The sequence below is a fragment of the Bacillus sp. JJ1566 genome, assembly GCF_036962685.1.
GTDB lineage: Bacteria > Bacillota > Bacilli > Bacillales > Bacillaceae_L > Ferdinandcohnia.
The window spans coordinates 73,894-100,126 of the sequence record NZ_JBALOP010000015.1 but is presented as its reverse complement, the minus strand read 5'-3'; the positions used below and the strand labels follow the sequence as shown (position 1 = coordinate 100,126).

Here is a 26,233-nt window from a genome sequence, read left to right as displayed (position 1 = left end):
TCGTGTACAAAAATAATGAGGTGTTTATCAATTGAAAAAAATTTTATTAGCTGAAGATGAGGAAGTCCTACGGATGTTAATCGTCGATACGTTAGAAGACGAGGGCTATATGATTGTAGAAGCAGCAGATGGTGGTGAGGCTGTAGACTTATTGGAAAACAACGATTATGACTTGATTATTTTGGATTATATGATGCCAGTTTATACGGGCCTCGAAATTATAGAAAAGATAAGAACTGCAGAAACAAATCAACATATAAAAATTTTGATGCTTTCCGCTAAAAGCCAATCTTATGAACAAGAAAAAATTAAACAAGCAGGCGCCGACTATTTTATGGCGAAACCATTTAGTCCAATGAATCTATTAGAGTTAGTAGAGGAAATACTGAAATGAGAATCCTAGATTATTTTAACAAATCAATATCGCGTCAAGTACTCGGGTTGATGGGAGTTTGTTTTCTTTTTTTTATCACGGGTACAATCATTCTATTTCATTTACAAAATAGCATTCAAAATGATTATGTTGTTCAAAGGGAAAGCATTGAGCATAAACAAGATATAATCAGTAATATTTATGAAAATTTTAATACTGATATTTTAATAGTGGGGAACTCTTTATCTTTTAAAGTGCCTGAAAGTCGCGAAATGATTGAGAACCAAGCCAGTAGGATAAACACCCAGAAAGATGAATTAAGAAAACTACTTGTAGAGGAAGAAGAAGAAATATACATTCGTGAGATGGAGGGGTTTATAGATTATTATTATTCTACTGTTGTTCCTAAAATAATGGATAAATACGAAAAAATGGAGGACCCAAGAGTAGATATTATCGACGAATACACCTACTCAAGGGTAAAAGGTTTTTTCGATCAAACGAAGGAGTTTCGGACTTTACTTGAAGAGGAACTTACTATGAATGCTGATACATTTAATAAGAAGAACCGTCTCATCATAGACAGCTTCTATATACTGATAACCGCATTTTTCCTTCTTATTTTATTGGTAACAAGAAGGTTTGTTATGAAAATTAGTAGGCCTTTGTCAGAATTTACTTTTTCTGCAAATGAAATTGCGGCTGGCAGGGATGCTGTGATAAAAGCAGATGCTAAGCGTAAAGATGAGTTAGGTACATTATTAATTGCCTTTCAGAAAATGGCAAAAAGCATTCAAGATAAAGAACAAGATTTGGTGGCTCAAAACGAAGAACTTTTAGCTCAACAAGAGGAGCTTCAGGCGCAACAAGAAGAACTAAACTCTACTCTTGAATTTTTAACCGAAAATCAGCAAGTAATGAAAACAAGAAATGATTTAATTAATGGTATTTCTTCTTCGTTAATTAAAAAAGAAGTGCTACAGAGTATTGTTAATAGTATGGCAAAGTTAACAAAGTCCGATAAAGGTATAATCACATATTTACACGAAGACTCCTTCGCTTCCGTTGGTATTTCTGAAGAGGGGATAAATCAATTTAGAAATCATTTGGATAGTGGCCATATTCAGTGGGTTGTTGCAGAACAAAAAGCAAAGGTAATTAAGCGCGAGCAGCATCCTAATGAAAAGGGCTATCATGATGTGATCCAATATAGTTATGATTTGTACTTACCTATTGTTTCAAATTCCGATGTGATAGCTATCATGGTATACACAAGATTGGGTACTCCTATTTCAACAGGTGAAATAAACGAGTATGAAACACTTTCCAGACAGATCGCCATTTATCTTGAAAAAATAAATATTTTTGAGCAGTCAGAAGACGATAGGAAATTAAACCAGGATATTCTAAATACGGTTGAAGAAGGTATACAGTTAATAAATAAGGATAGGGAAATCATCCAAGTTAATCAAATTTTGAATCACACTTTCAATGGTATACAAATTGAAAATTTAGTAGGTTTAACATGGAGTCAATGGAGCCTATTGATGGCTGATCAAGTACAAGAAGATCATTTTATTGAATCTCTAGACGAAATAATTAAGGCTGCAATTCATCAACCAGAAAAAGAACATTCATTTATATACAGGAAAAAGGATAGTAAGCAAGTCATAAGGGTGTATTGTAGGACTAAAAAGCATGGTGATGAAGAGTTTGGTTCGTTACTCGTCCATCGGGATATCACAAAAGAATTTGAAGTTTCACAAATGAAGAATGAACTAGTAAGCACTGTTAGCCACGAATTGAGAACACCATTGGCAAGCGTTCTAGGCTTTACAGAGTTACTACTTACGAAAGATCTGAAACCTGAGAGAAAAACTAAATATTTACAAACTATCTACAATGAAGCAAAAAGATTAACTGCCCTTATCAATGACTTTCTAGATATTCAGCGAATGGAATCCGGAAGGCAGACATATGAAAAAAACTTCATCAATCTAAAAACAGTATTAAAAAACGTGATAGAACTTCAACAAGTCAATACAAAAGTACACAATATTACACTTTCAGATGAATTAGATGAAGCGGTCATATTAGGTGAACAAAATAAGATGGAACAAGTATTCACTAACTTGTTGAGTAATGCCATTAAATATTCACCGAACGGGGGAAACATCAATCTCCGTCTTTATGGCAATCAGAAGACTGTTTCTGTGGATATTAAGGATGAAGGGCTGGGGATTCCTGAAGATGCCCTGCCGAACTTATTCCAACCATTTTATAGGATAGATAATTCAGACCGGCGCAGGATAGGCGGTACGGGTCTTGGTCTTTCACTTGTAAAAGAGATTGTCAAAGGACATGGTGGTTCAATTACAGTTGATTCGATATATGGAAAGGGCAGTACGTTTACGACTCAATTTCCAAGTGTAAAGGTTCAAGCAAGGAATAAAGAAAATCATGAAAAAAGCAATACTAATGATATCCACAATCATCGTTATAAAATTATGGTGATTGAAGACGATCTGAACCTTTCAGAACTGTTGAAACATGAACTGCGTGATTGTGGGTTCTATGTTGAGCAATATACACGTGGAGAAGAAGCGTTAGAAAAAATGAAAATTGATCCACCAGATGCCGTTGTATTAGACATCATGCTTGAAGATCAAACCGACGGATGGAGTATCATGAAAGAAATGAACGAAAACAAAGAGTTAAAAAACATTCCTATCTTTGTTTCATCTGCTCTTGATGAAAAAGAAATGGGTTTTTCACTTGGTGCAAAGGATTATCTCGTCAAGCCATATAAACCAAGTCAATTGTCAAAACTGATCTTGCAAACACTTTTAGAAAATGAAAAAAACGAGCAAATTACAGTTCCGTATGAAAAAATGAATGAAAATTAATGAATGCTTAATGTATTAACGTGTTAATAAAAAGATCTTATTTTGAAAAAATATTCAAAATGGGATCTTTTTATAATGAGTAGAATTATTAAAAGGCTTAGATGAATGGAAAAATATAGTCTATCTTACATATTAATCAAATACCTCTTATTCATTTAAGTATGATATTCTAGAACAAGAATATGTCGAAAATATGACTAATAGGGGTGGGATAATGACATCGGTGGAAAAAATTAATATTCTCTTAGTGGATGATCGCCCAGAGAATCTATTAGCCTTGGAAGCTATCATTGAAAGAGAGGATTATAATTTAATTAAAGCTTATTCTGGAGAAGAAGCTTTAAAGTATCTATTGAAAAACGAGTTTGCTGTTATATTATTAGATGTTCAAATGCCAGGAATTGACGGGATTGAAACCGCCAAAATTATCAAAGCAAGAGAGAAAACAAAGAATATTCCACTATTATTTATCACTGCTAATAATATGGATTCGGACCATATTTTTAAGGGATATTCTGTTGGAGCAATTGATTACATCCTTAAACCTGTTGATCCTATTGTATTAAAAGCTAAGGTGGATGGCTTTGTCGAAATCTACAAAATAAAAAAACAGTTAGTGAAGCAAACAGAATTATTATCTAAAAAAAATAGTGAAATTGAATATATTGCATTACATGATTATTTAACAGGATTACCCAATCGAAAAATGTTTCAGGATGAATTAGTTTCTAGGGTAACCGAAGCAAAAAAAATGAATCAAGAAATTGGGGTTATTCTTTTAGATATTGATTACTTCAAGTATGTAAATGATTCACTTGATTTTAATACAGGTGATCGAGTGCTTCAAGAAATTTCGAAAAGATTAAAAACAACGGTAAGAGATGAAGATGTTGTTGCAAGATTTGGTGGAGATGAATTCTCCATTATTTTACCGAATACAGATCGTGAGGAAACACTAGAAATTGCCACCAAGATATATCATGCCTTTAATGAACCATTCTACATTGATCACTATGAATTGTTTTTTACTGCAAGCATTGGATTGAGTATTTTTCCTTATGATGCAGAAGACCCTGTAACCCTCATTAAGAACGCGGGCACGGCATTATTCCGTGCAAAAGAACAAGGAAAAAATAACTATAAAGTGTATCACTCTGGAATGAATCTTCAATCCTATCGCTTATTTATTATGCAAAACGATTTACGTAAAGCGATTGAACGAAATGAACTTTCACTTGTTTTTCAACCTCGCATGGAAATCGAGACAGGAAAAATTAAGAGTGCTGAGGCTTTGATGCGCTGGAATCATCCAAGATGGGGAACACTCTTTCCCGGTGAATTTATCCCATTGGCTGAGGAATCAGGTCAAATCATTGAATTAGGAGAGTGGGTTCTGCTAACTGTTTGCAAGCAAATAAATACTTGGACAGAAATGGGCTTAACACCTAAAAGGATTGCAATTAATTTTTCTGCCCAGCACTTTCTCCAAAAGGACCTAATAGAAAAAATGAATCAGATTTTAGTTGAATATAACGTAAGTCCAAAGATGCTTGAAGTTGAAATCACAGAATCAGTCATCTTAGGTAACGAAACTGTAGTGGCTAAAACACTTAATCAATTAAATGACATGGGAGTACAGGTAAGTATCGATGACTTTGGGACAGGTTATTCGTCACTTAGCTATTTAAGACGTTTCCCCATCCATGCATTAAAGATTGATAAAACATTTATTGACGAAATCACCGGGGTCTCACCTGATGAAACCGTATTGACAGAGGCAATCATTTCCCTAGCTCATAATTTGAATATGACGGTGATTGCTGAAGGGGTAGAGACCGAGCAGCAAATGGAAGCACTACGGAAATTTAAGTGTGAAGAGATTCAAGGCTATCTTTTAAGCCCTCCTTTAGTTCCTGATAAATTCGAAGAGTTTCTGTCAACCCATAATGAGACTGCTTGTACCCGAAAAGATGAGAATTCCCTTTCAAGTGATTTACGTCCAGTTGGAGATTACAATGAACTTGGAGCGATTCAAAATCCCAAAATGATTAGTGCTGCAATCAAAATCACAAAGGATACATTTTCGATTACAACTAGAGAAATGGACGTGTTCGAGTTGCTTTTATCAGGGTTAACCAATAAGGAAATTTCTGAAAAACTATTTATTAGTGAACATACCGTGAAAAATCATATAACAAGGATTTTCCAAAAATTAAATGTGACTGATCGTGTTCAGGCGATTGCATTAGTCTATCAAACATGCTTTGAGTTCGGAGAGCCACAGACAAGTAAATAATCGTCACAAGAAAGGACCGCATTAATGAAGATTAGAACAAAATTATTTTTAGTACTCAGTACATTACCCATTCTTCTTATCGTTCTTATTACAATTGGCTTGTCTCAAATTTCGGGTATTAAAAAAATGAATACCACATTACAGACAAACTATGAAATAACAATTCTAGCAGAAGAAACTCATCGTGGAATAAAAGACGAAGGGATCCGTCTACGGAATCTCGTACTTTTTAATGATGAGGAAACGATTCAAAAAGAAATAGTAAAATTGCAGGAATTAAAACAATCTGTTTTAACAAATATCGATTTACTTGAGGAAAAGGTTGAAACTGAGGAACACAAGATCCTTGTGCTGAAGCTTAAAGAGACAAATACTGACTTTAATGCTTACCAAACTGAGTTAATTAATCTTGTAAATTCCGGAAAAAAAGCAGAAGCATTAGATTTAATTGATGAGAGTTCAGTCGAGCTTCATGCACAATTTTTTGGCGTTCTCTCAGAAATAACAGATTCCTTAGAAGAAGCACAGAAATTGTCATTAAACAACATCATTTCCGGGTTTCAACGCGAACTCATGATCGGCGCACTTATCTTAACTATTAGCATTATCTTAATCATAAGCCTTCTATCCAAGAATGTTTGGACACTATCTTCAAAGTTAAATAAGGTTTCAACAGTCATGAAACAGGTAGCAAATGGAAATGCTGACCTTAGTACAAAGGTTGAAGTGATTGCCAATGATGAAATTGATGAAGTAGCAAGCTCATTTAATAGAATGACTGATTCGTTGCAAGAACAAATGAAATTAGACCAAGAGTTAACATGGGCAAAATCAAATATTGCAGAAATCACGACAAGCCTAACTGGTTTAAACGACTTAGAAAGGTTAGCACAGACTTTTCTTTCTATGACGGTACCATTAGTAGAATCTAGCCATGCTGTTTTTTACGTCAAGGATATGGAAAATAATGAGGATGAGCAAGTCTCTTATAAACTTCTAGCATCATACGCCTTTAAGGAACGTAAGAATATCTCTAATATAATCCGTTTGGGTGAAGGGTTAATTGGTCAAGCAGCTCTCGAAAAATCCCCGATTATTTTAACGGATGTCCCTTCAGACTATGTACGAATTAGCTCAGGCTTAGGTGAGGCATCTCCTCTAAATATATACGTACTACCAATTGTTTTTGAGGGGGATGTAAAGGCAATTATCGAAATTGCTTCTTTTAAATTATTTAGTCAAACTCAACAGAGCTTTCTTGAAGAATTGATGAATGGTCTAGGCATCATCATCGAAAGTGTGATGGGAAGAATTAGACTTGCTAGATTACTAGAGGAATCTCAAACATTAATGGAGGAAGTTCAAGCACAATCTGAAGAGCTACAGACACAGCAAGAGGAGCTAAGAGCTACAAATGAAGAGCTTGAGGAACAAACACAAGCACTTCGTCAGTCAGAGGAAAGGCTTCAAGTTCAACAAGAGGAGCTTGAACAAACAAACGCAGATTTAGAAGAAAAGGCTAAGAGCCTAGCAGAGCAGAATAAGAGATTTGAACAAACGAACAGAGAAGTTGAGGCAGCAAGGGCGGAGCTAGAGGAACAAGCAAAACAACTTGCTTTAAGTTCAAAATATAAGTCCGAGTTTCTTGCAAATATGTCTCATGAACTAAGAACACCATTAAATAGCTTACTCATTTTATCGAAGCTATTAACGGATAATGCGGATGGTAATTTATCCGCAAAACAGGTGGAATATTCGAAAACAATCTACTCAGCTGGTAATGATTTACTAGCACTTATTAATGATATCCTGGACTTAGCAAAGATTGAATCAGGAAAAATGGATGTAAATCCAAGTCAAGTAGCAATTGAAGATTTAGCTGATTTTGCAGAAAGAGGCTTCCGACCAATCGCAAATGAAAAGGGTCTAAAGTTTACGATTGATGTGAAGAAAGGTATTCCTTCTTATCTGTATAATGATGAACAAAGGATTCAACAGGTATTAAGAAATCTATTATCAAATGCTTTTAAATTCACTCATGTAGGTGAGGTTAAATTAGAAATTTCCTCCTATCAAGATAGTAAAGGAGAACCAGGTTTTGCTTTTTCTATAATCGATAGCGGCATTGGGATTCCAACTGAAAAGCAAGAACTTATTTTTGAAGCATTCCAGCAAGTAGATGGTACAACAAGCCGCAAATATGGAGGTACTGGCTTAGGTTTATCGATTACAAGGGAAATTGCGTCTCTTTTAGGTGGAAAAATTTTCTTGCAAAGTGAAGAAGGAAAAGGAAGTACTTTTACATTCATTGTAGGGGAATACCAACATGGAACGGATCAGCAGAATGCAATTAAGGAAATTGCCACATCAGCTGAACTGTCAATTGTTCCATTGCCAAAAAGTGAAAAAAAGCCAATAGTTTCTAAAGATGTTCCGGTTGTCGATGAAAATAGCCAAATCAAAAGACTCTTAATTATTGACGATGATCTCTTACAACGAAATGCTCTTATGGAATACATAGGTTCTATGGACATCATCATCAAAGCTGTTTCTTCAGGGCACGAAGCAATTGAGGAATTAAAGGTCAATTCCTTTGACTACATTATTTTAGATTTAGGGTTACAGGATACGAATGGATTTGATTTATTAGCGAAAATTAAAAATTCCCATCATCATGATGATGTTAAAGTTTTAGTCTATACAGGACGTGATTTATCTTCAAAAGAGGAAATGTACTTAAACAAATATGTTCATCGAATCATCATAAAAGATGAGCATTCACCGCAAAGGTTGAAGGAAGAGATTTCATTGCTTTTAGAGTGCAAATCGTCAATTAATGAAATAACGGAAATACCTTCAACTAGTTCCGTTAAGGACCAAACGGAACTTCTCGGAAAGAAAATTTTACTTGTCGATGATGATGTGCGAAACGTATACGCAATTTCAAGTATTCTTGAAACGTATGGTATGGATGTAGTCTTTGCTGAAAATGGAATTGAAGGAATTGAATCATTACAACAACAATCAGACATAGACCTTGTGTTAATGGATATCATGATGCCTATGATGGATGGTTATGAAGCAATTAAAAGGATTAGAGAGTTTTCCGAATTTGCATCACTGCCGATTATTGCATTGACTGCAAAGGCAATGAGGGAAGACCGTGAGAAGTGTATGGAGGTAGGGGCATCTGATTATATTGTCAAACCCATAAATCCTGACCAACTCATTTCGTTAATGAAGGTTTGGTTATATCAATAGGAAAGGACCCCTTAAACTATGAATAATCAATCTGATGAAATAAATAAAATTGAAACAAAGGATAGCTCAGATCTTGAGAAAATTGAAATTGAATTATTGCTACAGGGTCTCTATAAATGGTGTGGTTATGATTTTCGTAGCTATGCATACAATTCGATAAGAAGACGAATTCAGCATCGTGTTGAGGCTGAAAAATTATCAAGTATAACGGGATTGCTCGAGAAAATTTTACATGATCCTGCTTGCTTACGAAGATTGATTGCAGATTTCTCAATCAATGTAACGGAAATGTTTCGTGACCCTTTATTCTTTTTAGAATTTCGAGAAAATGTTGTTCCGTTGCTACGAACATATCCTTCCATTCGAATCTGGCATGCAGGATGCTCAACGGGTGAAGAGGTTTATTCAATGGCAATCATGCTCCTTGAAGAAGGCCTCTATGAGAAGACAAAAATTTATGCAACTGATATTAACGCAGATGTATTAAAGATTGCAAAATCAGGAAGATATCCATTAGATAATATGAAAAAGTATACGAAGAATTACCTGCAAGCTGGGGGACATAATGCTTTTTCAGACTACTATACTGTTACAGATAATGGGGTAAAGTTCCATTCGCATCTATCTAAAAATGTAATATTTGCGCAACACAATCTTGTTACAGATCAATCATTTAACGAATTTCATGTGATTTTTTGCAGGAATGTTCTCATCTATTTTAATAAAGAGTTGCAAAAGAGGGTTCATAATTTGTTTTATGAGAGCCTTACGATGCTTGGTGTTCTAGGTCTCGGTGATAAGGAAACCATTTATTATACAGATAAAGACGATTATTACGAGGAAATTAGCAAGAAACAAAAATTGTACAAAAAAGTAAAGTAAATGATAAAGGTTGCTGTTTATACTCAGCAACCTTTTACAATATGTGTCGCCCATCATAGAGACTACAACTACACTCTGCGCACTTGGAGTGTATCTTGCAACTTATATGTATTAGCGCGGCTGCCAAGAAACTATATATCTCACAGCCAGCACTAAGCAAGATGATCACAAAGTTAGAGGAAGAGATTGGTGCTCCTTTATTTATCAGAGAAAACGGTGGGGTCTACCTGACCAATGAGGGAAAAATCTATATAGATGGATGTCTGAAGGTGAAGGGAATTTATGATTCTGTACGAAGTGAAATTGCAGATTTACAAGATGATAAAAAGGGGAAAATTACACTTGGTATATCATCCAGAACCAGCAACTTCTTTCTTCCTCCTGATTTATGCATGCTTTAGAAAAAGTCAGCATCTCTCTCCTAGTATCAAGTATCTAATCCAGTCAATAGCACAGTTACTGTGAACAAGTGGACGTTTCATGTGCGGAGTTATAGAACGAGTAAAGTGGGTGCTACTTTGGAAAATATGATGGATTTGGTTTCTTCACTAAGACTGAAAAAAGTAAGAGTGATAGAAATACCTAAGTGGGGAACATATCTACGAAAGCAATGGGAAGACATCTTTGTCAATCATCTTAGTGATAAAGAAAAGAAATCTATTTATCTTCATGATGAAGATGGTTTTTGTGGCTACCTATGGCATGTGTTTAGTTATGAAAGAAGAAAATGTTTAAAAGAAGAACAAGCTGATACAGCATTTAATAAACAATCAAAACAGTCATGTTATGTTTTTTATCAGCATTCGGATGATGCTTATATACTTGAAAATGCTTCTTCTTTAACAACCAAGGACTTTGAGAATGAAGAAGATGTTTATATAGTAGATAAGAGTTTTAATTGGACGTATATCAGAACCCATGAAACAGGCTGGTGCGGTCCATACTTTAGCCAAAAAAGACTTTAGAACTTTTTTGAAATAATACTGAACACAAATATATGAAAAGCCCTTATTCAGCCGGGAAGGTTTTGTACAAAAAGGATGAAGATCAAACTTAGCAATTTACTCTTGAAAAATAGTAATGATGACAAATATAGGAACCGATCTCAGTGTGTGATTCGTACACTCTGGGGGAAGTTCCTTTTATTTTTCACAAGTTTTCCATAAAAAATTTTTAAAACAGATGCCCCTTTTTTACCACCACCTTTCTATAACAACAATGAAAGGGTGGTGCATATTTATGAATTTAAAATCGGGCACAATTGATCAGTTTGAGGATTATTCAAATTTTAGTAGTTTACAGGAATTCAACAGTCATATGGAGATGTGGATGCTTCAATACAAGGATGATTTTTCAAAAGGTGAGCTTGTTGGGTTAAAACGCCTTGTTCGTTATTCAGCAAAAATTCCTGGGGTTTCCAATGCAAAGATTGGTACGATGCTGAAGTCCATCCATGAAGAATACAATGGCAATGGCGTGTCTCGTTCTACCTTTAAACGAATGATTCAAAAAGCTGTGGCTTTTGGTATTTATACGGTTTATGAAACCGAGCGCAAGAATGGCTCACAATCTAGCAATCTCTATGTGTTTAATCGTTACCCTGAAATGAATTCAACTCATCATGAACCACCTAAAACGGAAATTTTGAACCACCCTAAAGAAACTAGTAATCCCTTTAAAACTAAAAAAAATATAAAAGAACGTAAGGACGCTCCTCTCGATTTCACATTTACAAGTGATCGAGTTCCTGTATCCTTTGTAGAAGCTGTAAAACCATTTTTTCCTGAAGCAAAAATTATCGAGGAGTATTGGAAAATGGCAACCATTGCAGCTAGTAAAAAAAACCGTGACTGGGAATGTGTAGATATGATTGAGCTATCGATCAAAGCCTTCAAACAAATGCTTATCAAGCTAAAGAGAAATATGGTTGATAATCCCTTTGCCTATTTTTATGGAGTGTTAACTAGAAAATTGCAAGAGTTATACGATCAGGAATTAGAAGAAGCAGAGGAATATTTGGCGGAAAGTATTAGCATGCAGCGAAAAGAAGCATCCAAAAAATCTGAGCTATTTTCGTTACTTCAGGAAGTATTGCCTCTAGCTTAGACGTTTCTCTAGTTTTTCAATACAACGTCATCGTGCTAGTAGATGCCACCATGGAGACTATAATGTCAATATCCAAACATCTTTTAGACTATCAAAAAAATATTTCATTGAAATGGTACTGGTAACAAATGTAGGTAAAGAATCACGGCTATAAAGGGGCTGATGGAAAATCGTTATGTGAAGTGATTATAAAAGAAGAAGCAGGTTCCTGTTAAGTGGAAATCCTGCTTCTGGTGATAAAAAAGATAGTGACTAAATGTATTGTTTGTTTCGTGTCCACGGTGTACCTAAACGTGGTAATGCCCAGCGGTCTAGTCCATACCAGCCTGCTACCTTCCAAGCTAGAACTAGCCAGGTTGCAAGAATAAAGAGTACAGGGTTTGCACTTAATGTACCTGCAAATAAAAATGTAGCATTCATAATACTTCCGAAGAAAGCAGCAATTCCCGTGAGCAGTCCTAAGATTAATCCTAAGCCAACTGCTATTTCTCCAAATACAACCATATAGGAAAAGACAGTTGCATTTGGCAGTACCATGTTTTCTAAAAACATTGCATACCAGCCTGCAACATCACCGCTAGTTTCTGATTTTTCAATCGCTCCACCAACAAAGCCTTTAATGGCTGCACCGGCATTTTCTCCTGTCCAAGCTGGGTTTCCAAATTTCCCTAAGCCTGAAGTCAACCAAATGTATCCAACATACAAACGAATAACGAGCCAAATCCAAGCAGAGCGTGTGTTGTTAAATAGATACGAGGATACAGGATTTTCTGGAATAATAATTTCATTTCCTGCTTTAATGCTATTTCTTCCCATCAAACTTCCTCCTTTCCTAATCACATAGATTATAACAGGTAAATATAACCATTGGGAGCCAATCTTAATTTGTTTAGGATCAGACGCCTTTTTTCCGACATCCCCACCAAATCATCAATAGTCTTTTTTAATCACAACGCCTACCTTTTTCCTAAACTTTTTTAGTTTTATTGTACAAAATATTCCATTGATACAAGTTACAGTAGGGTTAAAATGTTGTTAATTAATTGAAGAAAATAAACATGCATAGTTGGTAATAATACAATATTCAAAAATAAAAAGAGAAGGACCGAAAATTCGTGAACAAAAATGCTGTTTTGTAAATAGAGATATAACCATAAAGTTCTATGTTAGATGGAGGATTCAATGATTAATCATCGGGAAATACAATTTCTTCTTACCATATTCCAGGAAAAAGTATTAGCGCGGCTGCTGGAAAACTATATACCTCACACCCAGCACTAAGCATTCCTTCATAAGTACAAATTGTATTACATACTTATAAATATCTATCCATTTTTTTGTACTTATTTAAGGAGGGAAACGGGTGTATAACAACTCTTCGAAAAATGATTTTTACGAAAAGGAAGAAAGTATTAAGTCGTTTATCTCAACATTGGAGGAGAGCGGTTTTATTGTTCAAGAAGGAAAATTAAACTATGTAGATATTCTAAAGCTTGCAAGTGAGGGGAAGGTTCCCACTTGTTTCGGAAATAATGCAAATGCTCCATATGCGGTCTTAACCCTTCCACCTGCCCCCAACCAAGAGCCCTCAGAAGGACAAGAGCCTCCGATAGGATATGTTCCAAATAACCTCAATAATTATCCACCCAATATAAACGTAATACTACCTGGTGCAACCTTTAAACTGAGACCTGACGAGGCTATTGTACTAATTGGTCAGACACCTCCTCCGGCCTATTACTTTAGTTTCAGAAGTTATCTTGGATTAGTGGAAAATAAACCAGAAAAGGACTACAGCAATGATATTACAACAGGAAATGACAATACAGGTTTTTATCACATGATTTTTGGAAGTCTTGGTGATTCATTGAGTAATAAGGGGATCTGGACTGATAGTACCCCCCAAGGAGCGGATGGAGTTCCTTTTAACAGCCCCACAATCATCATTAGTTCAGCTGACAAGTTTGTTAATCAACAAGTCCGTGATGCACTAGGGGTTGCAGGATATAGCTCGGAAATGATGAATAATGATAACATCCCCATGGATTTGGTCAACATGGGATTGGAAAGAGGAAAGGATACCTTTATATTTGTTATGAGAGTTCAATTATGGGAACAACAAGAAATTGGCGATGCATATATCAAAAATGTTGATAAGTATTTCAAGGCATTTCGCATCACACCTAAAATTCCCAATGCTAATCGAAACCCCTGGCCGATACCATTCCGTAAAATTAGGGAAACAGACACAACCGAATATCAAGTTGTACCAAATGTAGTAAATGACTTTAATCATTTACGTAATGAGATTATTAAAAAATATGGAAGCACGGAATACAATCACGTCGACTTAGATACAAAAATATGGGTAATCGATGGTTATGAAGGAATATTACAGGACGTGAATGTTTATGGAGACAATACAGATGCCTTGTATTTAAAAACAGACAATTTCCAACTAACAACTGATGATGATTTTGTCATTATATATGGCATTAACCACGAAAAAACCGGAAAAGCAACATTATGCCAAGACAGTTTCTATGGCGCAGAGCTTTGGAATGGCGTTGCTGGAGCTTTCGATACTGTTGAGTTTCCCAATTCAGCTGCAGAATTTTTTCCTGAAGGATACGAAAACGCCAAATACTATTATGCATTTAAAATGGCAAGAAAGATTGGTGAAGACAGGGTTGTCGTTATACCGTACAGCGAAGGTAATCCTTTAGGAAGTGCATATGGAGTTGATAATCACCAAGACGCTTATATAGGTTTTAGGATTTATCAAGATAAAGAAACTGGGGTTGGTCCAGCCCTTTACGATGTGATCTGGGATCGAGCAATCCTATTTACAAAAATGAAAGAAGCAAGAAGGAATGATAGAAAAGGGAAAGATTCCAAGACGGATAGATCATCGAATATTTTTATTAAAGTTGGCAGCAGGGAAACAATCCTATAGTCAATTAAGAGCATGTAGAATATTGCCAGATACATTCTGGACGCGTTGAGACAATAACATTGCTAAAGCTTGGTATCATTGATATAGCATATTTTGGAAGAATATTATTAAAATTTTTATTCCCTCAGACTAAAAAGTTTGGGGGAATTTGCTTTAGGGCGTATAGATTTATGATTTTCACAAACATAGGTTCAGAGATAGAATAAACTTAATTGTTTCTGTGTAGGAAAAATATGGGTGTGATAATATGGGTAAGGGGGAAGTACTGAGAGATCAAGAATAGAAGCCATAAGGCAAAAGTAAGTAAGCATATTTGAGGAGGCAAGCACATGGATGTTTCACATATTGTTGAACGAATTAATTCACTTTTTACTGTAACAAATAAGGAAATCTATTCTAGTGAATCTGGGATTACATACGATGCAGATAAAAAAGTTAGAAAGATAGGCTACTGTGTGAACCTAACGCTTGAAACTGTAGAGGAAGCAAGAATTCATGGGGTTGATATGATGATGACACACCATGATGCTTGGGATGAAATATATGGATTAAAAGAGGCATGCATCGAAAAACTAGCGGAGTATGGTATCAGTCACTACTATAATCACTTGCCACTTGATGATTGCAGCTTTGGAACAAATGATAGTTTGTTAAAAAAGTTGAATTTAGAAATGGTTAAAAGGACCCACGAATGGGAAGATTTATATTTTGGTAGAGTCGCAGAATATGATGAAGAAATGGATTTACATGAATTTGTGGAAGCTATTGAAAATCTACTTGAAGAACCCGTTAAATATTGGCGGTTTAATGATAAAAAGGTAAAGCGAGTAGGTTTAGTCTGTGGGAATGGAGCGCCAACAGCTTGCCTTAAGGAAGCAGTTGAAAATAAGTGTGATGTATATCTTACAGGTGAGTGTAATTTGTATACGATTCAATATGCGCAGTTTAAAGGGATCAATCTTATCGTTGGGAGTCATACTTTTATAGAATTCTTTGGAATTGAAAGCTTAGCATTGCAGTTGAATGAGAATCTAAAAGAGCTTGAAATAGTGAAGCTTAATGAAGAGCATTATGAAGCGAATCGCACCCAAAGTAAATAATTTTTTTGAGGTAAAGAAAAGGAGGGGGGGTCGGGTACATTAAATAGTACCTGACCCCCTTTTTTAATTTTTTAAAAATAAATGAATAATAGTATTATGCATGAAAGTGTAAAGGCGTGCTTTTAGGGTATGATTTTTATAAAAGCAAAGCAGTGAGGAGTGAGTGGATTGATTGATCCATTGTCAGATTTTCAAATATCATTTCAACATATTGAATTACTCGTTCCAAGGATTAATAAAGGGATTCAATTTATTCTTGTTATTAGTGGGGAATTAAAAATAGAGACATCCAGTCGCTTTTATCATCTGGCAGAAAATGATTTGCTTGTGATTAATCGTAATCAGCTGTATCAGGTTCAAGGAGATGAAAAGAATAGGGTCATGATCTTGTCCATTTCTGACGGTTTCATGGACCATCATTATGATGACTATCGCAATCAGCGCTTTGAATGCTATTCAAGAGAAATTGATCTAGGAAGAGAAGAGATGATTCTTGCCATTCGCAAGCTACTAGCAAATGTGATGATTAGTTATTACCGGCAAGATGAAAGCTATCGAATTGAGATTAAAAGCTATATCTGTCAAATGCTCCTTATACTCATTCGAAGTTTTAAAGAAGAAGGTAGTATCGTTCAGAAAATAGATACAGGTGATCGGCGCCTTTTGCAAATTATTGACTATATGGAAAGAAATTATGATCAAATGATGACATTAGAGGAGGTTGCAAAGAAATACTTTTTTTCAACAAGCTATTTATCTCGCTATTTTAAACAGCAAATGGGGATGGGGTTTAGTCGTTATTTAATGAATATTAGGCTTAAGCATAGTATGAAGGATTTACTTTATACAGATGACTCTATTTCACAAATCGCGATGAATAATGGCTTTCCCAATACTAAGTCGTTTTCGACCTTTTTTAAAGAAGTGCATGAAATGACGCCACATGCATATCGCGATCTGCATAATGTCCAAAAGGAGGATTCTGTTCAAAATTATAGCAAGGTGGATGCTGCAAATCTCATTCAATCATCAGAGATTATTGCAAAATTAAGCAGCATGAACTTAAATGATCAAAAGTCTTATAACCATATCGAGACAAGGTATGAAAAGCTACCCATTACATTGTTTGGCCATGCGCCGATGGCCTTTCATTATCCTTATCATACCCTGATTATAGGAGAAATTTCTGAGCTGTTAAAAGAAGATGTTCGATCTCAAATCCTAGATGTGAAAAAGGATTTGCAGTTAAAGTATATCGGGGTTCGCCATCCTATTAGTAATACAGCCATTCCCCCTGAGGTAGAGACGGATGAGGAAATTCCGACAACATCACCATATTTTAATATGGATAGTGCTTTAGCTTTCATGAAAAAGCATGATTTATCTTTATTTGTCCGAGCAGACTACATGGATATTTCGAGGGATGAGGAACAATATTTCACAAAGCTTATTCAATTTATTAGACATTGTTTACAGATGTACGGAGAGTCATATGTAAAGCAATGGCATGTGATGTTTTATGAGACATATTACACAGGAGTAGAGGCAAAAGAGCTTCGGAGAATATACTTAAAATTGTATGAAGCATTGAAAAATCTAGTTCCTGGGATTCAAGTGGGTACATATATGCCTTTTTCCTTCCGTAAAGAAAAAACGAGTAATCATCATGAGTGGCAAATAGAGTGTGGTGATTTTATTGATTTTATCGGTTATAACGCAAATCAAAATGAGGTAATTGATTTTGAAGATATGGCTGAAATGAAGTTTGATTTAGCAAAGGACTACATAAAGGAAAAAACGAATAAGCTGAAGCACTACTTAAAAAGGAACCATATCGAGAAACCACTTCATCTTGTAGCATGGAATACATTGTCAGGCAAAACGCGATATACGAATGGAACTTTTTTTCGTGGGGCCTTGCTTTTGAAAAATGTATTGGATGTATCCAATGATGTGAAAACAGTTGCCCTTTGGATTAATACAATTGCCCATGAGGATACTGGAAAGGATTTGCGTTATCGAATGGATGGTGTTGAATTATTCCATTATTTAAAGGGAAAACGTCCAGCGTATTTTGCATTGATGTTTTTAAATCGTCTACACGGTGAGATTGTTGCACAGGATGAGGATTACGTGATGACAAGGAATGAGCGGGGATATCAGTTAATCCTGATGAATAGCACGATTATCAATCCTTATTTTTCGATTGAAGAGACATTTCTGCAAAAGCTTAATAAGGAAGTTCATGTCACGATTTCTGGTATCCCTAAAGGAGAATATCAAATACGTAAGCATGTGTTTGACAGAAATAATGGAGCACTATATACAAAGTGGTGGAATTTGAACAGTAAGCATGGTATGGATGCTGAAATCATTGATTATATTATCCATTCGAGTCGGCCATCCTTAGAAATCTTTGATGAGTTAATTGAAGATGATTGGTCTTTTTATTCTTATTTAACAAGTAATGCCATTCACTTTTTTGATATTCGAAAGGTTTATTGATTGGGTCTATCCACAAAAATTTAGTTCACCGCCCTTTATCCTTTAAATAAGAAAGAGGGCGATGAACATATCCCCTTATTAGTAAAGAGGACAAAAATTAACCCCGTTATTTTTCCTTCATGAAATGATAGACTAATTTTTCCTCTCCTTGCATAGTGATTTGCGCAAAAATCGACTCTCTTCATCTAGCTAAAATTTTTATAATCATAGTATAAGAAACGCAAATCTTCAGCCCTTATTTATTACAGTATCGTTTCTTAATGAGTATAAAAAAATTAGTGAAAGCGTGGGGGGTTCAACCATGGAGACAAATTATAAAGGTACAGATAAGTTGATCACAGGGATTGTGTTCGGGGTAATCACGTTCTGGCTTTTTGCACAGGCAATGGTCAATGTGGTTCCGGCTGTTCAATCAGATTTAGGGATTTCATACGGAACCATAAATATAGCGATTAGCTTAACGGCCTTATTCTCAGGCATGTTCATCGTAGCTGCAGGTGGAATTGCAGATAAAATAGGACGTAAAAAAATTACGTATATTGGGTTAATTTTAAGTATTATTGGTTCTTTATGTCTTGTTGTAGCACAAGGCTCTACATTATTAATTATTGGACGTGTGATTCAAGGACTTTCTGCTGCTTGTATTATGCCAGCAACAATTGCCCTAATGAAAGCTTACTTCGATGGAAAAGACAGACAACGTGCTCTTAGTTATTGGTCAATTGGATCTTGGGGAGGTTCAGGTGTCTGTTCATTTGCAGGTGGTGCCATCGCAACGTATATGGGATGGAGATGGATTTTTATCTTTTCTATTATTTTTGCCCTTCTTGCGATGTGGTTAATTAAAGACACACCTGAAAGTAAAGTCAAAGGCAATGGCGCTTTTAAATTTGATTATAGTGGCTTAGTTATTTTTATCATTACAATGATTGCATTAAACGTATTTATTACATTTGGTGCTGACTTAGGCTGGACAAGCCCAATCACTATTGTTCTTGCTGTTGTTACAGTTATTGGAGCCATCGTATTCTTCAATGTTGAGAAGAAAAAAGATATTGCGCTTATTGATTTCTCTTTATTTAAAAATAAACCATATGCAGGTGCAACGTATTCAAACTTTTTATTAAATGCAATAGCTGGGACACTTGTTGTTGCAAATACGTATGTGCAAGTAGGTCGTGGCTTCACTGCATTCCAGTCAGGAATGCTATCAATTGGCTATTTAATTGTTGTTCTTGCCATGATTCGTGTGGGAGAAAAAATCCTGCAAAGAGTAGGCGCGAAATTACCAATGGTTTGGGGTGCGATTATCACCACAGTTGGTGTAGCAATCATGGGCTTAACTTTCTTACCTGGCGTCACTTATACAGTTGTTGTATTTCTTGGCTTTGTTTTATTCGGTCTTGGACTTGGCATCTATGCAACACCATCTACAGATACATCTGTTTCAAATGCACCATCAGATAAAGTGGGAGAAGCTGCAGGAGTCTATAAAATGGCAAGCTCACTGGGTAGTGCAATTGGTGTTGCCATTTCTGCAACGGTCTATAGCTCAGTTGCAGCAGCTGGAAGTGTGGAAACTGCAGCATCAGTAGGGATTATCGTAAACGTCATATTCGGTATCCTTTCACTTCTTTCAATTATGATTATGGTTCCGAAAAATGCCGGTAAAACATCAGATGCTTCATTAAATAAAATCGTACAAGCATCAAATAAGATTGCTAATTAATAGTTCATTTTAACTTTATTCAGCAGAAGTCCCTTACCATTTATGTGAGGGATGAATGCAATAAAAAGTATCCAATTTGCGTGGTGGTTCAAACATCGGCTGAATAAAGTTAAAGCCTCCGGCGGATGCCACGATTTTTAAGAGGAAACTTTTCGAGCAAGCTCGAAAAAAAATTGGGCGCAAATACGCCAAGGCGCATTTGATTTAAGAGGTGTAGAATGGAAAATCTCTTCATTCTACACCCTCAAAAAAAGGGGACGAAAAATATGAAAAGTGAATTAATGAATATGCTAGAGTCACGTAAAGAAGAAATCATCGCAATCCGCCGTCACTTACATGAGAACCCTGAAATTTCTTTTAAAGAAGAGAAAACGGCTCAGTATATTGCGGATTTTTACAAAGGAAAAGATGTTGAAGTTCAAACAAATGTTGGGAATGGGTATGGGATTGTCGTAACAATTAAAGGTGGAAAGCCTGGGAAAACGATTGGTCTTCGCGCAGATTTTGATGCTCTTCCAATTGTAGAAGAGACAGATGTCGCATTTAAATCAAAGAATGAAGGAGTCATGCATGCATGTGGGCATGATGGGCATACAGCTTATTTATTGGTTTTAGCTGATTGCTTAATTCAATTAAAGGATTCTATCCCAGGTACAATCAAAATTATTCACCAACATGCAGAAGAGGTGCCACCAGGTGGTGCGAAAAGTATTGTAGAGTCTGGCTTGATTGATGACTTAGATGCTGTTTATGGGATTCATTTATTACCTATGGGACCTGCGGGCACAGTAGGGTATCATGCTGGGTATTCCTTTAATGGACGCGCATATATGAAATTAAAGGTGCAAGGAAGAGGCGGACATGGCTCATCTCCTCATCTAGCTAATGATGCGATTGTTGCGGCTGCCCATTTTGTTACGGCAGCGCAAACAATTATTAGCCGCAGATTAAGCCCATTCGATATCGGTGTCATTACAATTGGTTCATTTGATGGAAAAGGTACATTCAATGTAATCAAAGATAGTGTCGAGCTTGAAGGTGATATTCGTTATATGACGAATGAAACAAAAGAAACAATTGAGCGAGAAGTGAGACGAATTGTAAGGGGGATTGAGGAGGAATTTGGTGTAACCTGTGAGCTTACTTACACACCAGATTATCCGCCAGTATACAATGATCCCGAACTTACAGCTAAGGTTGCAGAAAGCTTACGGAACATGAAAGATAAGGATATTAAAGAAGTGAAGGAATTCCCAGCAATGTCTCCATCTGAGGACTTTGCTTATTATGCAGCCAAATTCCCAGCTTGCTTCTTTTACATTGCATGCACACCAAAAGGGGTAGAAAATCCTTACTTTAATCATCATCCAAAGTTTGATATTGATGAGGATGCACTCCTTGTGGCAGCAAAAGCTGTTGGACAAGTTGTTTGCAGTTATTATGAATTAGACTAAAAGAAAAGATAATGAAACCATAACACATCCTTTTTTATGCTAAGTATGTGTTATGGTTTTTTATATATCATCATTTTGGTTAATTACGGAGAACCTTATCATAAGTAAATACAAGTGAAAAAGGTAAACACTACTACATCAATGTGTCTGCAATCAACATTCAAGCCACATAGAGTGCGTGGCTCAGATAGTTTTAAAAGTGCAACTAAGTACTAATCATTTTACACAATTTATCAACAGTCGGAATAAAACATGTCTTAAAAATGTGAAAATGTGGATAAATCCGGAGAAAAGAGTTAATTATAAGCCGCGAACCTTACTCAATTGTTCAAAGTGATTCATGAGGATCAGAATAACCGTTATCTTCTAGGAAACGTTTCATTTTATTTATTACCTCGATACTTAAATTAAATTGAATCTTAGCTACTTCTTGATTTATATCCATTTCTTGCACCCTAATTATTTGAAAGAAGGTAACTAAGATTTGGTGGGTGTAAGCGAGTTGTTTTCCAATGTTGGTTCCCACTTGTGTCAAGGTAACAGTTCCGTATCGTTCAAAGTTTACAAATCCATTTGTTTTTAATTTTACAACCATTTTTGAAGCAGAAGGTAATGATACGTTGAGTGATTTTGCAATCTCTGAAATCGCTGCATTTCCATTTACCTTTTCTAGTTTATAAATTTCATAAAGGTACTTCTTTGTTGTTTTTGACTCCATTTTTTCACCATCCAATAAGCTCAACCTATACTATCCTAGGACAATGAAGGTAATTTAATAAAACTCTAGATTGTTATAAAAAAAGAAAAGAAATTATAGCAGGACTGCATGTTACTAGATTTTATACATATGATGAATTAACACGATTCTGGAGGATTCAAATGCAGTATCTACCTATTATTCTTTCTTCTCTTTGTACAGGCTTAGGAGCAATACCTGTTTTGTTAATTAAGAATGTTTCCCATAAAGGAAAGGATATATTGCTAGCTTATACAGCGGGTATAATGGTTGCAGCTTCAGCCTACGGTTTAATTCCATCTGCTATAAAACTATCTAACATAACTGTGTTGGTTATTGGGATACTAATCGGTACGTTTGTCCTCACGTTGTTAGAAAGTCTAATTCCACATGTTGACTTAGAGCACTCACGTCAACCATCGAACCATAGTGTAATCATTTTGTTTTTAGTTGCTATGTCTCTACATAACTTACCTGAGGGATTGTCAGTCGGAATTAGTAATGTAAGTAATGGACAGGAGTTGGGAGCACTTGTTTCCTTTGCAATCGGACTTCAAAATGTCCCTGACGGTTTTTTAGTAGCACTATTTTTAGTGACACAAAAGGTGGGTCGTATTAAGGCAATTTTTGTTGCTACTTTGACAGGGATCATTGAAATGTGTGCTGGACTAATAGGTGTATTATTTGGAGAATCGTTTGAACATATTATTCCTTATGGGCTTGCTTTTGCTGCCGGTTCAATGCTCTTTGTTGTTTATAAAGAATTAATTCCAGAAAGTCATGGAGATGGGAATGAAAGAGCATCCACATTAGCCTTCATTTTTGGTTTTCTCACCATGGTAATTCTAACGGATTGGTTTCGTTAGATTGTTCGTGAAATTACAGAATCAATATAAAAAAGGAAATAGGACACCTCTACAGTATTAGAAGAGGTGTTTGTTTCTACCTATTATCTTACTTCGATAAACCTTCTTTAAATGTGTTGATATTCCATTCCATCATCGAAATATAGGTATCGCCATCTTCTCCAGGTTCTGCTAAAGAATCAGTAAAGACTTTACCCAAAATTGGAACATTTGTTTCAGCAGATACAGCTTCCATACTACGTGAATCAATACTCGTTTCTAAAAATAAGCCTTTAATGCCTTTTTCATTAATGATATCTACAATTCTTGTGATTTGATCCGGAGTACCTTGGTTTTCCTGGTTGATCTCCCAGATATATTCAGCCTGGAATCCATATGCTTCACTAAAATACTTAAAGGCTCCCTCACTTGTAACTAGGACTCGTTCTTCTTCAGGAATTTCATTAAATTGTTTTACAGCATTTTCATGCAATTCTTCTAATTTAGCAATATACTCCTCTGCATTTTTTTTATAAACGTCAGCATGATCCGGATCGATTTTTATTAATCCATCGCGTGCATTTTCAGCATATTTAATCCCATTTCTTATATCCAACCAGGCGTGAGGATCTTCTTCGCCTTCTTTTCCTTTTGTAGTTAAGTACTTTGCCTCAACGCCTTCACTCATTAAGAAGACAGGAGCATCTTCACCGTCTTTATCAGCTGTTTCCATCAATCGATCAAACCATGAGTTTCCTGCCTCTAGGTTTAAACCGTTGTAAAATACTGCATCTGCATCAGTTGTTTTTTGCACATCTTCAGGAAGTGGGTCGTATTCATGAGGATTTGACCCAATAGGAGCTAAACTATGAATCTCTACTAAATCGCCACCGACATTCTTCACGATGTCATAGACAATGGAGTAGGTAGTAACTACTTGAACTTTTTCCTCATTACTGTCTTGAGCAGAACCGTTACTTTTTTCTTCACTACAAGCCGTTAGCAAGAAAATTGATAGAAAAAGAATAGACAACAATAGGAGACTTTTTTTAAACACTGTTTTTTCCTCCTCATTTTATAGAATGTTAGATTAATGATGCTCTCTTTCTTTTCATTTTTAATGTTTTCCAAATTAATCCATGTTTTGGAGAAAGTAAGAAAACGAGAATGAAAATGGCGGTCGATGCAAGTACAATAGTCGCACCTGAAGCTAAGTTATATGTGAAACTAAAGTATAGCCCAACGATAGACGAAATGATGCCGATACCAGATGCAAGAAAAATCATAATCCATAGGCGTTCAGTTAACAGATAAGCTGACGCCGCAGGAGTAATTAACATAGCTACTACCAATACGATTCCCACTGTTTGTAGGGATGCGACGGTTACCATTGTAAGTAAGGTCATTAGAAAATAATGAATAAGGCGGACTGGTAATCCATAAGCAGCTCCCATTGTTTCGTCAAACGACGTAACCAATAATTCCTTGTAAAAGAGGTAGACTGCTGCTAATACGATAATTCCAATCACTAAAGTAATCCACATATCTGAAGATCGAACAGCTAGCACATTTCCAAATAAAATATGGTATAAATCTGTGCTGCTTTTTAGCATCGTAATGATAATGATTCCTGAAGCAAATGCTGCAGTGAACATGATTCCAATAGATGTATCATGTTTAATTCGACTATTTTGAGAAACAAATCCGATTGCAACGGCCGTCAAGATACCAGTAAAAACTGCTCCAAAGAAGAAATTAATCCCGAGCATGTAGGAGATAGCCACTCCAGGAAGTACTGCATGTGATATTGCGTCCCCCATAAGTGCCATTCCTCTTAGGATAATGAAACAACCAATAACTCCACAAATAATACCCACCATTATTGAGGTTATTAACGCCTTTTGTAAAAAGCCATACTGCATAACTGCTTCGATAAAAGCCATTATAAAGACACTCCCATCTCATTCATAAATGCAAATTTTCCTTTGTAAGCTTTTCCAATTACCTCAGGTTTAAAAACTTCATCCACTGTACCAAAACCAATTAATTCCTTATTCAGTAATATTAGTTGGTTGAAATAGTCATTTGCTTTACTTAAATCATGATGAACAACGATAACGGTTTTTCCACTGCGGCAAAGTTCCTTTAGAATTTTAACAATAGTTTCCTCGCTTGAAACATCAACACCAACAAACGGTTCATCGAGGAAAAATAATTCTGCTTCTTGGGCGAGCGCTCTTGCAAGAAATACACGTTGCTGCTGTCCACCAGAAAGTTCGCCAATCTGTCTTTTACTAAAGTCTTGCATACCAACACGTTCGAGACAGTGTAACGCCCATTCCTTTTCTTTTTTGCGTGGTCGCTTAAATAATTCTAGATGTGGATAGGTACCGATAAGGACGACCTCGAGCACGGTGATTGGAAAGTCCCAGTCAATATCATTACGCTGTGGAACATAAGCAATTTTCTTCCGAACTTCTTTAATGCTTTTTCCTAACACCCTAATTTCACCTTTATCAGTAGGTATAAGCTGTAATAATGCTTTTAAAAAAGTTGATTTTCCCGCACCGTTAGGACCTATAATTCCAACTAAATTACCAGTATCAACAGAAAGACTAACTCCTTTCACAGCTTCATTCCCATAATAAGATACATGCAGATCTTTAATAGAGATTGCAGAATCCATTATTCTCCTCCCCTTTTTTCATGAAATATTAGCTTTACTTTTAACTAAAGAGAAAATTTTAAGCATCGACAAGTTTGAATTTTTATAGAATATGCAAAAGAGCAATAAATGTTCTCTGGGGCAATAAATTTAACCTATATAAAAAATGTTTCCTTAAGGAAAATTATATGGTGTTAAGAACCAAAGTCAATAGGTAATTTAAAATGTTTCTAATGTAAGCATGTCTATTCGTAAAACAAATGAAGAAGAAAGATAAATGAATAATGAAATTTAGCTGGATAACTAAAAAGGGGATGAGTCAGTTAATGAATTAAAAAGTAACAATGGGTTTATTATCAATTGCTGTCAAACCTATATAAATGAAAAACAACTTTGCATCGGATTTTATTTCTTCTACT

The 26,233-nt window shown here is 35.7% G+C and carries 19 protein-coding genes; 14 read left to right on the top strand and 5 right to left on the bottom strand.

Translation table 11 applies throughout. The annotated features are described in order from the left end of the window. Positions 1-31: 31 nt before the first annotated feature. The 8 genes from V7112_RS07810 to V7112_RS07775 all read left to right on the top strand — a co-directional run bounded on the left by V7112_RS07810 (position 32) and on the right by V7112_RS07775 (position 11,824). The gene (locus V7112_RS07810; RefSeq protein WP_335417427.1) at positions 32-394 is read left to right on the top strand and encodes a response regulator transcription factor; all 363 of its coding nucleotides are present in this window, start codon (positions 32-34) and stop codon (positions 392-394) included. After that, positions 391-3,279, top strand: a complete 2,889-nt coding sequence (locus V7112_RS07805) for an ATP-binding protein (protein WP_335417426.1) — start codon at positions 391-393, stop codon at positions 3,277-3,279. Before V7112_RS07810 ends, V7112_RS07805 begins: the two co-directional genes overlap by 4 nt. A gap of 214 nt (positions 3,280-3,493) precedes the next feature. Continuing rightward, a complete protein-coding gene (locus tag V7112_RS07800; RefSeq protein WP_335417424.1) occupies positions 3,494-5,575 on the top strand; it encodes an EAL domain-containing protein in 2,082 nt (693 codons plus the stop codon). 24 nt (positions 5,576-5,599) lie between these two features. After that, a complete protein-coding gene (locus V7112_RS07795) occupies positions 5,600-8,836 on the top strand; it encodes a response regulator (protein WP_335417422.1) in 3,237 nt (1,078 codons plus the stop codon). Positions 8,837-8,854: 18 nt separating this feature from the next. After that, complete coding sequence (locus V7112_RS07790; RefSeq protein ID WP_335417420.1) at positions 8,855-9,718, top strand: CheR family methyltransferase; 864 nt, start codon at positions 8,855-8,857, stop codon at positions 9,716-9,718. 95 nt (positions 9,719-9,813) lie between these two features. After that, positions 9,814-10,119, top strand: a complete 306-nt coding sequence (locus tag V7112_RS07785; protein ID WP_335417418.1) for a LysR family transcriptional regulator — start codon at positions 9,814-9,816, stop codon at positions 10,117-10,119. A 129-nt stretch (positions 10,120-10,248) separates the two neighbouring features. Then, complete coding sequence (locus tag V7112_RS07780; protein ID WP_335417458.1) at positions 10,249-10,683, top strand: DUF4275 family protein; 435 nt, start codon at positions 10,249-10,251, stop codon at positions 10,681-10,683. A 274-nt stretch (positions 10,684-10,957) separates the two neighbouring features. After that, positions 10,958-11,824 carry a hypothetical protein gene (locus V7112_RS07775; RefSeq protein WP_335417416.1) on the top strand — a complete coding sequence of 289 codons (867 nt, stop codon included), beginning with the start codon at positions 10,958-10,960 and terminating at the stop codon, positions 11,822-11,824. A 252-nt stretch (positions 11,825-12,076) separates the two neighbouring features. On the opposite strand, the gene V7112_RS07770 is transcribed toward V7112_RS07775, so the two are convergent. Further along, the gene (locus V7112_RS07770) at positions 12,077-12,640 is read right to left on the bottom strand and encodes a DoxX family membrane protein (RefSeq protein ID WP_335417414.1); all 564 of its coding nucleotides are present in this window, start codon (positions 12,638-12,640) and stop codon (positions 12,077-12,079) included. 547 nt (positions 12,641-13,187) lie between these two features. Between V7112_RS07770 and V7112_RS07765 the strand changes: the two genes are divergently transcribed. The 5 genes from V7112_RS07765 (at position 13,188) to V7112_RS07745 (ending at position 21,568) form a co-directional block, all read left to right on the top strand. After that, on the top strand, positions 13,188-14,780 hold the full coding sequence (locus V7112_RS07765) for a hypothetical protein (RefSeq protein WP_335417412.1): 1,593 nt from the start codon (positions 13,188-13,190) through the stop codon (positions 14,778-14,780). Positions 14,781-15,109: 329 nt separating this feature from the next. Then, on the top strand, positions 15,110-15,880 hold the full coding sequence (locus V7112_RS07760; RefSeq protein ID WP_335417410.1) for a Nif3-like dinuclear metal center hexameric protein: 771 nt from the start codon (positions 15,110-15,112) through the stop codon (positions 15,878-15,880). Positions 15,881-16,048: 168 nt separating this feature from the next. Then, positions 16,049-18,385, top strand: a complete 2,337-nt coding sequence (locus V7112_RS07755; protein WP_335417408.1) for a helix-turn-helix domain-containing protein — start codon at positions 16,049-16,051, stop codon at positions 18,383-18,385. A 301-nt stretch (positions 18,386-18,686) separates the two neighbouring features. Next, entirely contained in the window at positions 18,687-20,114 is a 1,428-nt protein-coding gene (locus tag V7112_RS07750; RefSeq protein WP_335417406.1) for an MFS transporter, read from the top strand. A gap of 266 nt (positions 20,115-20,380) precedes the next feature. Continuing rightward, on the top strand, positions 20,381-21,568 hold the full coding sequence (locus tag V7112_RS07745) for an amidohydrolase (RefSeq protein WP_335417405.1): 1,188 nt from the start codon (positions 20,381-20,383) through the stop codon (positions 21,566-21,568). 328 nt (positions 21,569-21,896) lie between these two features. On the opposite strand, the gene V7112_RS07740 is transcribed toward V7112_RS07745, so the two are convergent. Continuing rightward, positions 21,897-22,286: a metal-dependent transcriptional regulator gene (locus V7112_RS07740; protein ID WP_335417403.1), complete on the bottom strand. Its 390-nt coding sequence runs from the start codon at positions 22,284-22,286 to the stop codon at positions 21,897-21,899. Between the two features lie 161 nt (positions 22,287-22,447). Between V7112_RS07740 and V7112_RS07735 the strand changes: the two genes are divergently transcribed. Beyond that, positions 22,448-23,170 carry a ZIP family metal transporter gene (locus V7112_RS07735; protein ID WP_335417401.1) on the top strand — a complete coding sequence of 241 codons (723 nt, stop codon included), beginning with the start codon at positions 22,448-22,450 and terminating at the stop codon, positions 23,168-23,170. 88 nt (positions 23,171-23,258) lie between these two features. Here the strand turns inward: V7112_RS07735 and V7112_RS07730 are convergent, their stop codons facing one another. Genes V7112_RS07730 through V7112_RS07720 form a run of 3 tightly spaced genes read right to left on the bottom strand, consistent with a single transcriptional unit; the run spans position 23,259 to position 25,835 of the window. Continuing rightward, positions 23,259-24,206 (bottom strand): metal ABC transporter substrate-binding protein, encoded by a 948-nt coding sequence (locus V7112_RS07730; protein ID WP_438823874.1) that lies wholly within the window; start codon positions 24,204-24,206, stop codon positions 23,259-23,261. Positions 24,207-24,234: 28 nt separating this feature from the next. Next, entirely contained in the window at positions 24,235-25,092 is an 858-nt protein-coding gene (locus V7112_RS07725; protein WP_335417399.1) for a metal ABC transporter permease, read from the bottom strand. After that, positions 25,092-25,835, bottom strand: a complete 744-nt coding sequence (locus V7112_RS07720) for a metal ABC transporter ATP-binding protein (protein ID WP_335417398.1) — start codon at positions 25,833-25,835, stop codon at positions 25,092-25,094. Before V7112_RS07720 ends, V7112_RS07725 begins: the two co-directional genes overlap by 1 nt. Positions 25,836-26,233 lie beyond the last annotated feature (398 nt).

What these genes read in the sequence shown, in the direction of transcription:
- V7112_RS07805 (WP_335417426.1), top strand. Translation starts at nt 391, where the DNA reads ATGAGAATCCTAGATTATTTTAACAAATCAATATCGCGTCAAGTACTC.
- V7112_RS07800 (WP_335417424.1), top strand. Translation starts at nt 3,494, where the DNA reads ATGACATCGGTGGAAAAAATTAATATTCTCTTAGTGGATGATCGCCCA.
- V7112_RS07795 (WP_335417422.1), top strand. Translation starts at nt 5,600, where the DNA reads ATGAAGATTAGAACAAAATTATTTTTAGTACTCAGTACATTACCCATT.
- V7112_RS07790 (WP_335417420.1), top strand. Translation starts at nt 8,855, where the DNA reads ATGAATAATCAATCTGATGAAATAAATAAAATTGAAACAAAGGATAGC.
- V7112_RS07780 (WP_335417458.1), top strand. Translation starts at nt 10,249, where the DNA reads ATGGATTTGGTTTCTTCACTAAGACTGAAAAAAGTAAGAGTGATAGAA.
- V7112_RS07775 (WP_335417416.1), top strand. Translation starts at nt 10,958, where the DNA reads ATGAATTTAAAATCGGGCACAATTGATCAGTTTGAGGATTATTCAAAT.
- V7112_RS07770 (WP_335417414.1), bottom strand. Translation starts at nt 12,640, where the DNA reads ATGGGAAGAAATAGCATTAAAGCAGGAAATGAAATTATTATTCCAGAA.
- V7112_RS07760 (WP_335417410.1), top strand. Translation starts at nt 15,110, where the DNA reads ATGGATGTTTCACATATTGTTGAACGAATTAATTCACTTTTTACTGTA.
- V7112_RS07750 (WP_335417406.1), top strand. Translation starts at nt 18,687, where the DNA reads ATGGAGACAAATTATAAAGGTACAGATAAGTTGATCACAGGGATTGTG.
- V7112_RS07745 (WP_335417405.1), top strand. Translation starts at nt 20,381, where the DNA reads ATGAAAAGTGAATTAATGAATATGCTAGAGTCACGTAAAGAAGAAATC.
- V7112_RS07740 (WP_335417403.1), bottom strand. Translation starts at nt 22,286, where the DNA reads ATGGAGTCAAAAACAACAAAGAAGTACCTTTATGAAATTTATAAACTA.
- V7112_RS07735 (WP_335417401.1), top strand. Translation starts at nt 22,448, where the DNA reads ATGCAGTATCTACCTATTATTCTTTCTTCTCTTTGTACAGGCTTAGGA.
- V7112_RS07725 (WP_335417399.1), bottom strand. Translation starts at nt 25,092, where the DNA reads ATGGCTTTTATCGAAGCAGTTATGCAGTATGGCTTTTTACAAAAGGCG.
- V7112_RS07720 (WP_335417398.1), bottom strand. Translation starts at nt 25,835, where the DNA reads ATGGATTCTGCAATCTCTATTAAAGATCTGCATGTATCTTATTATGGG.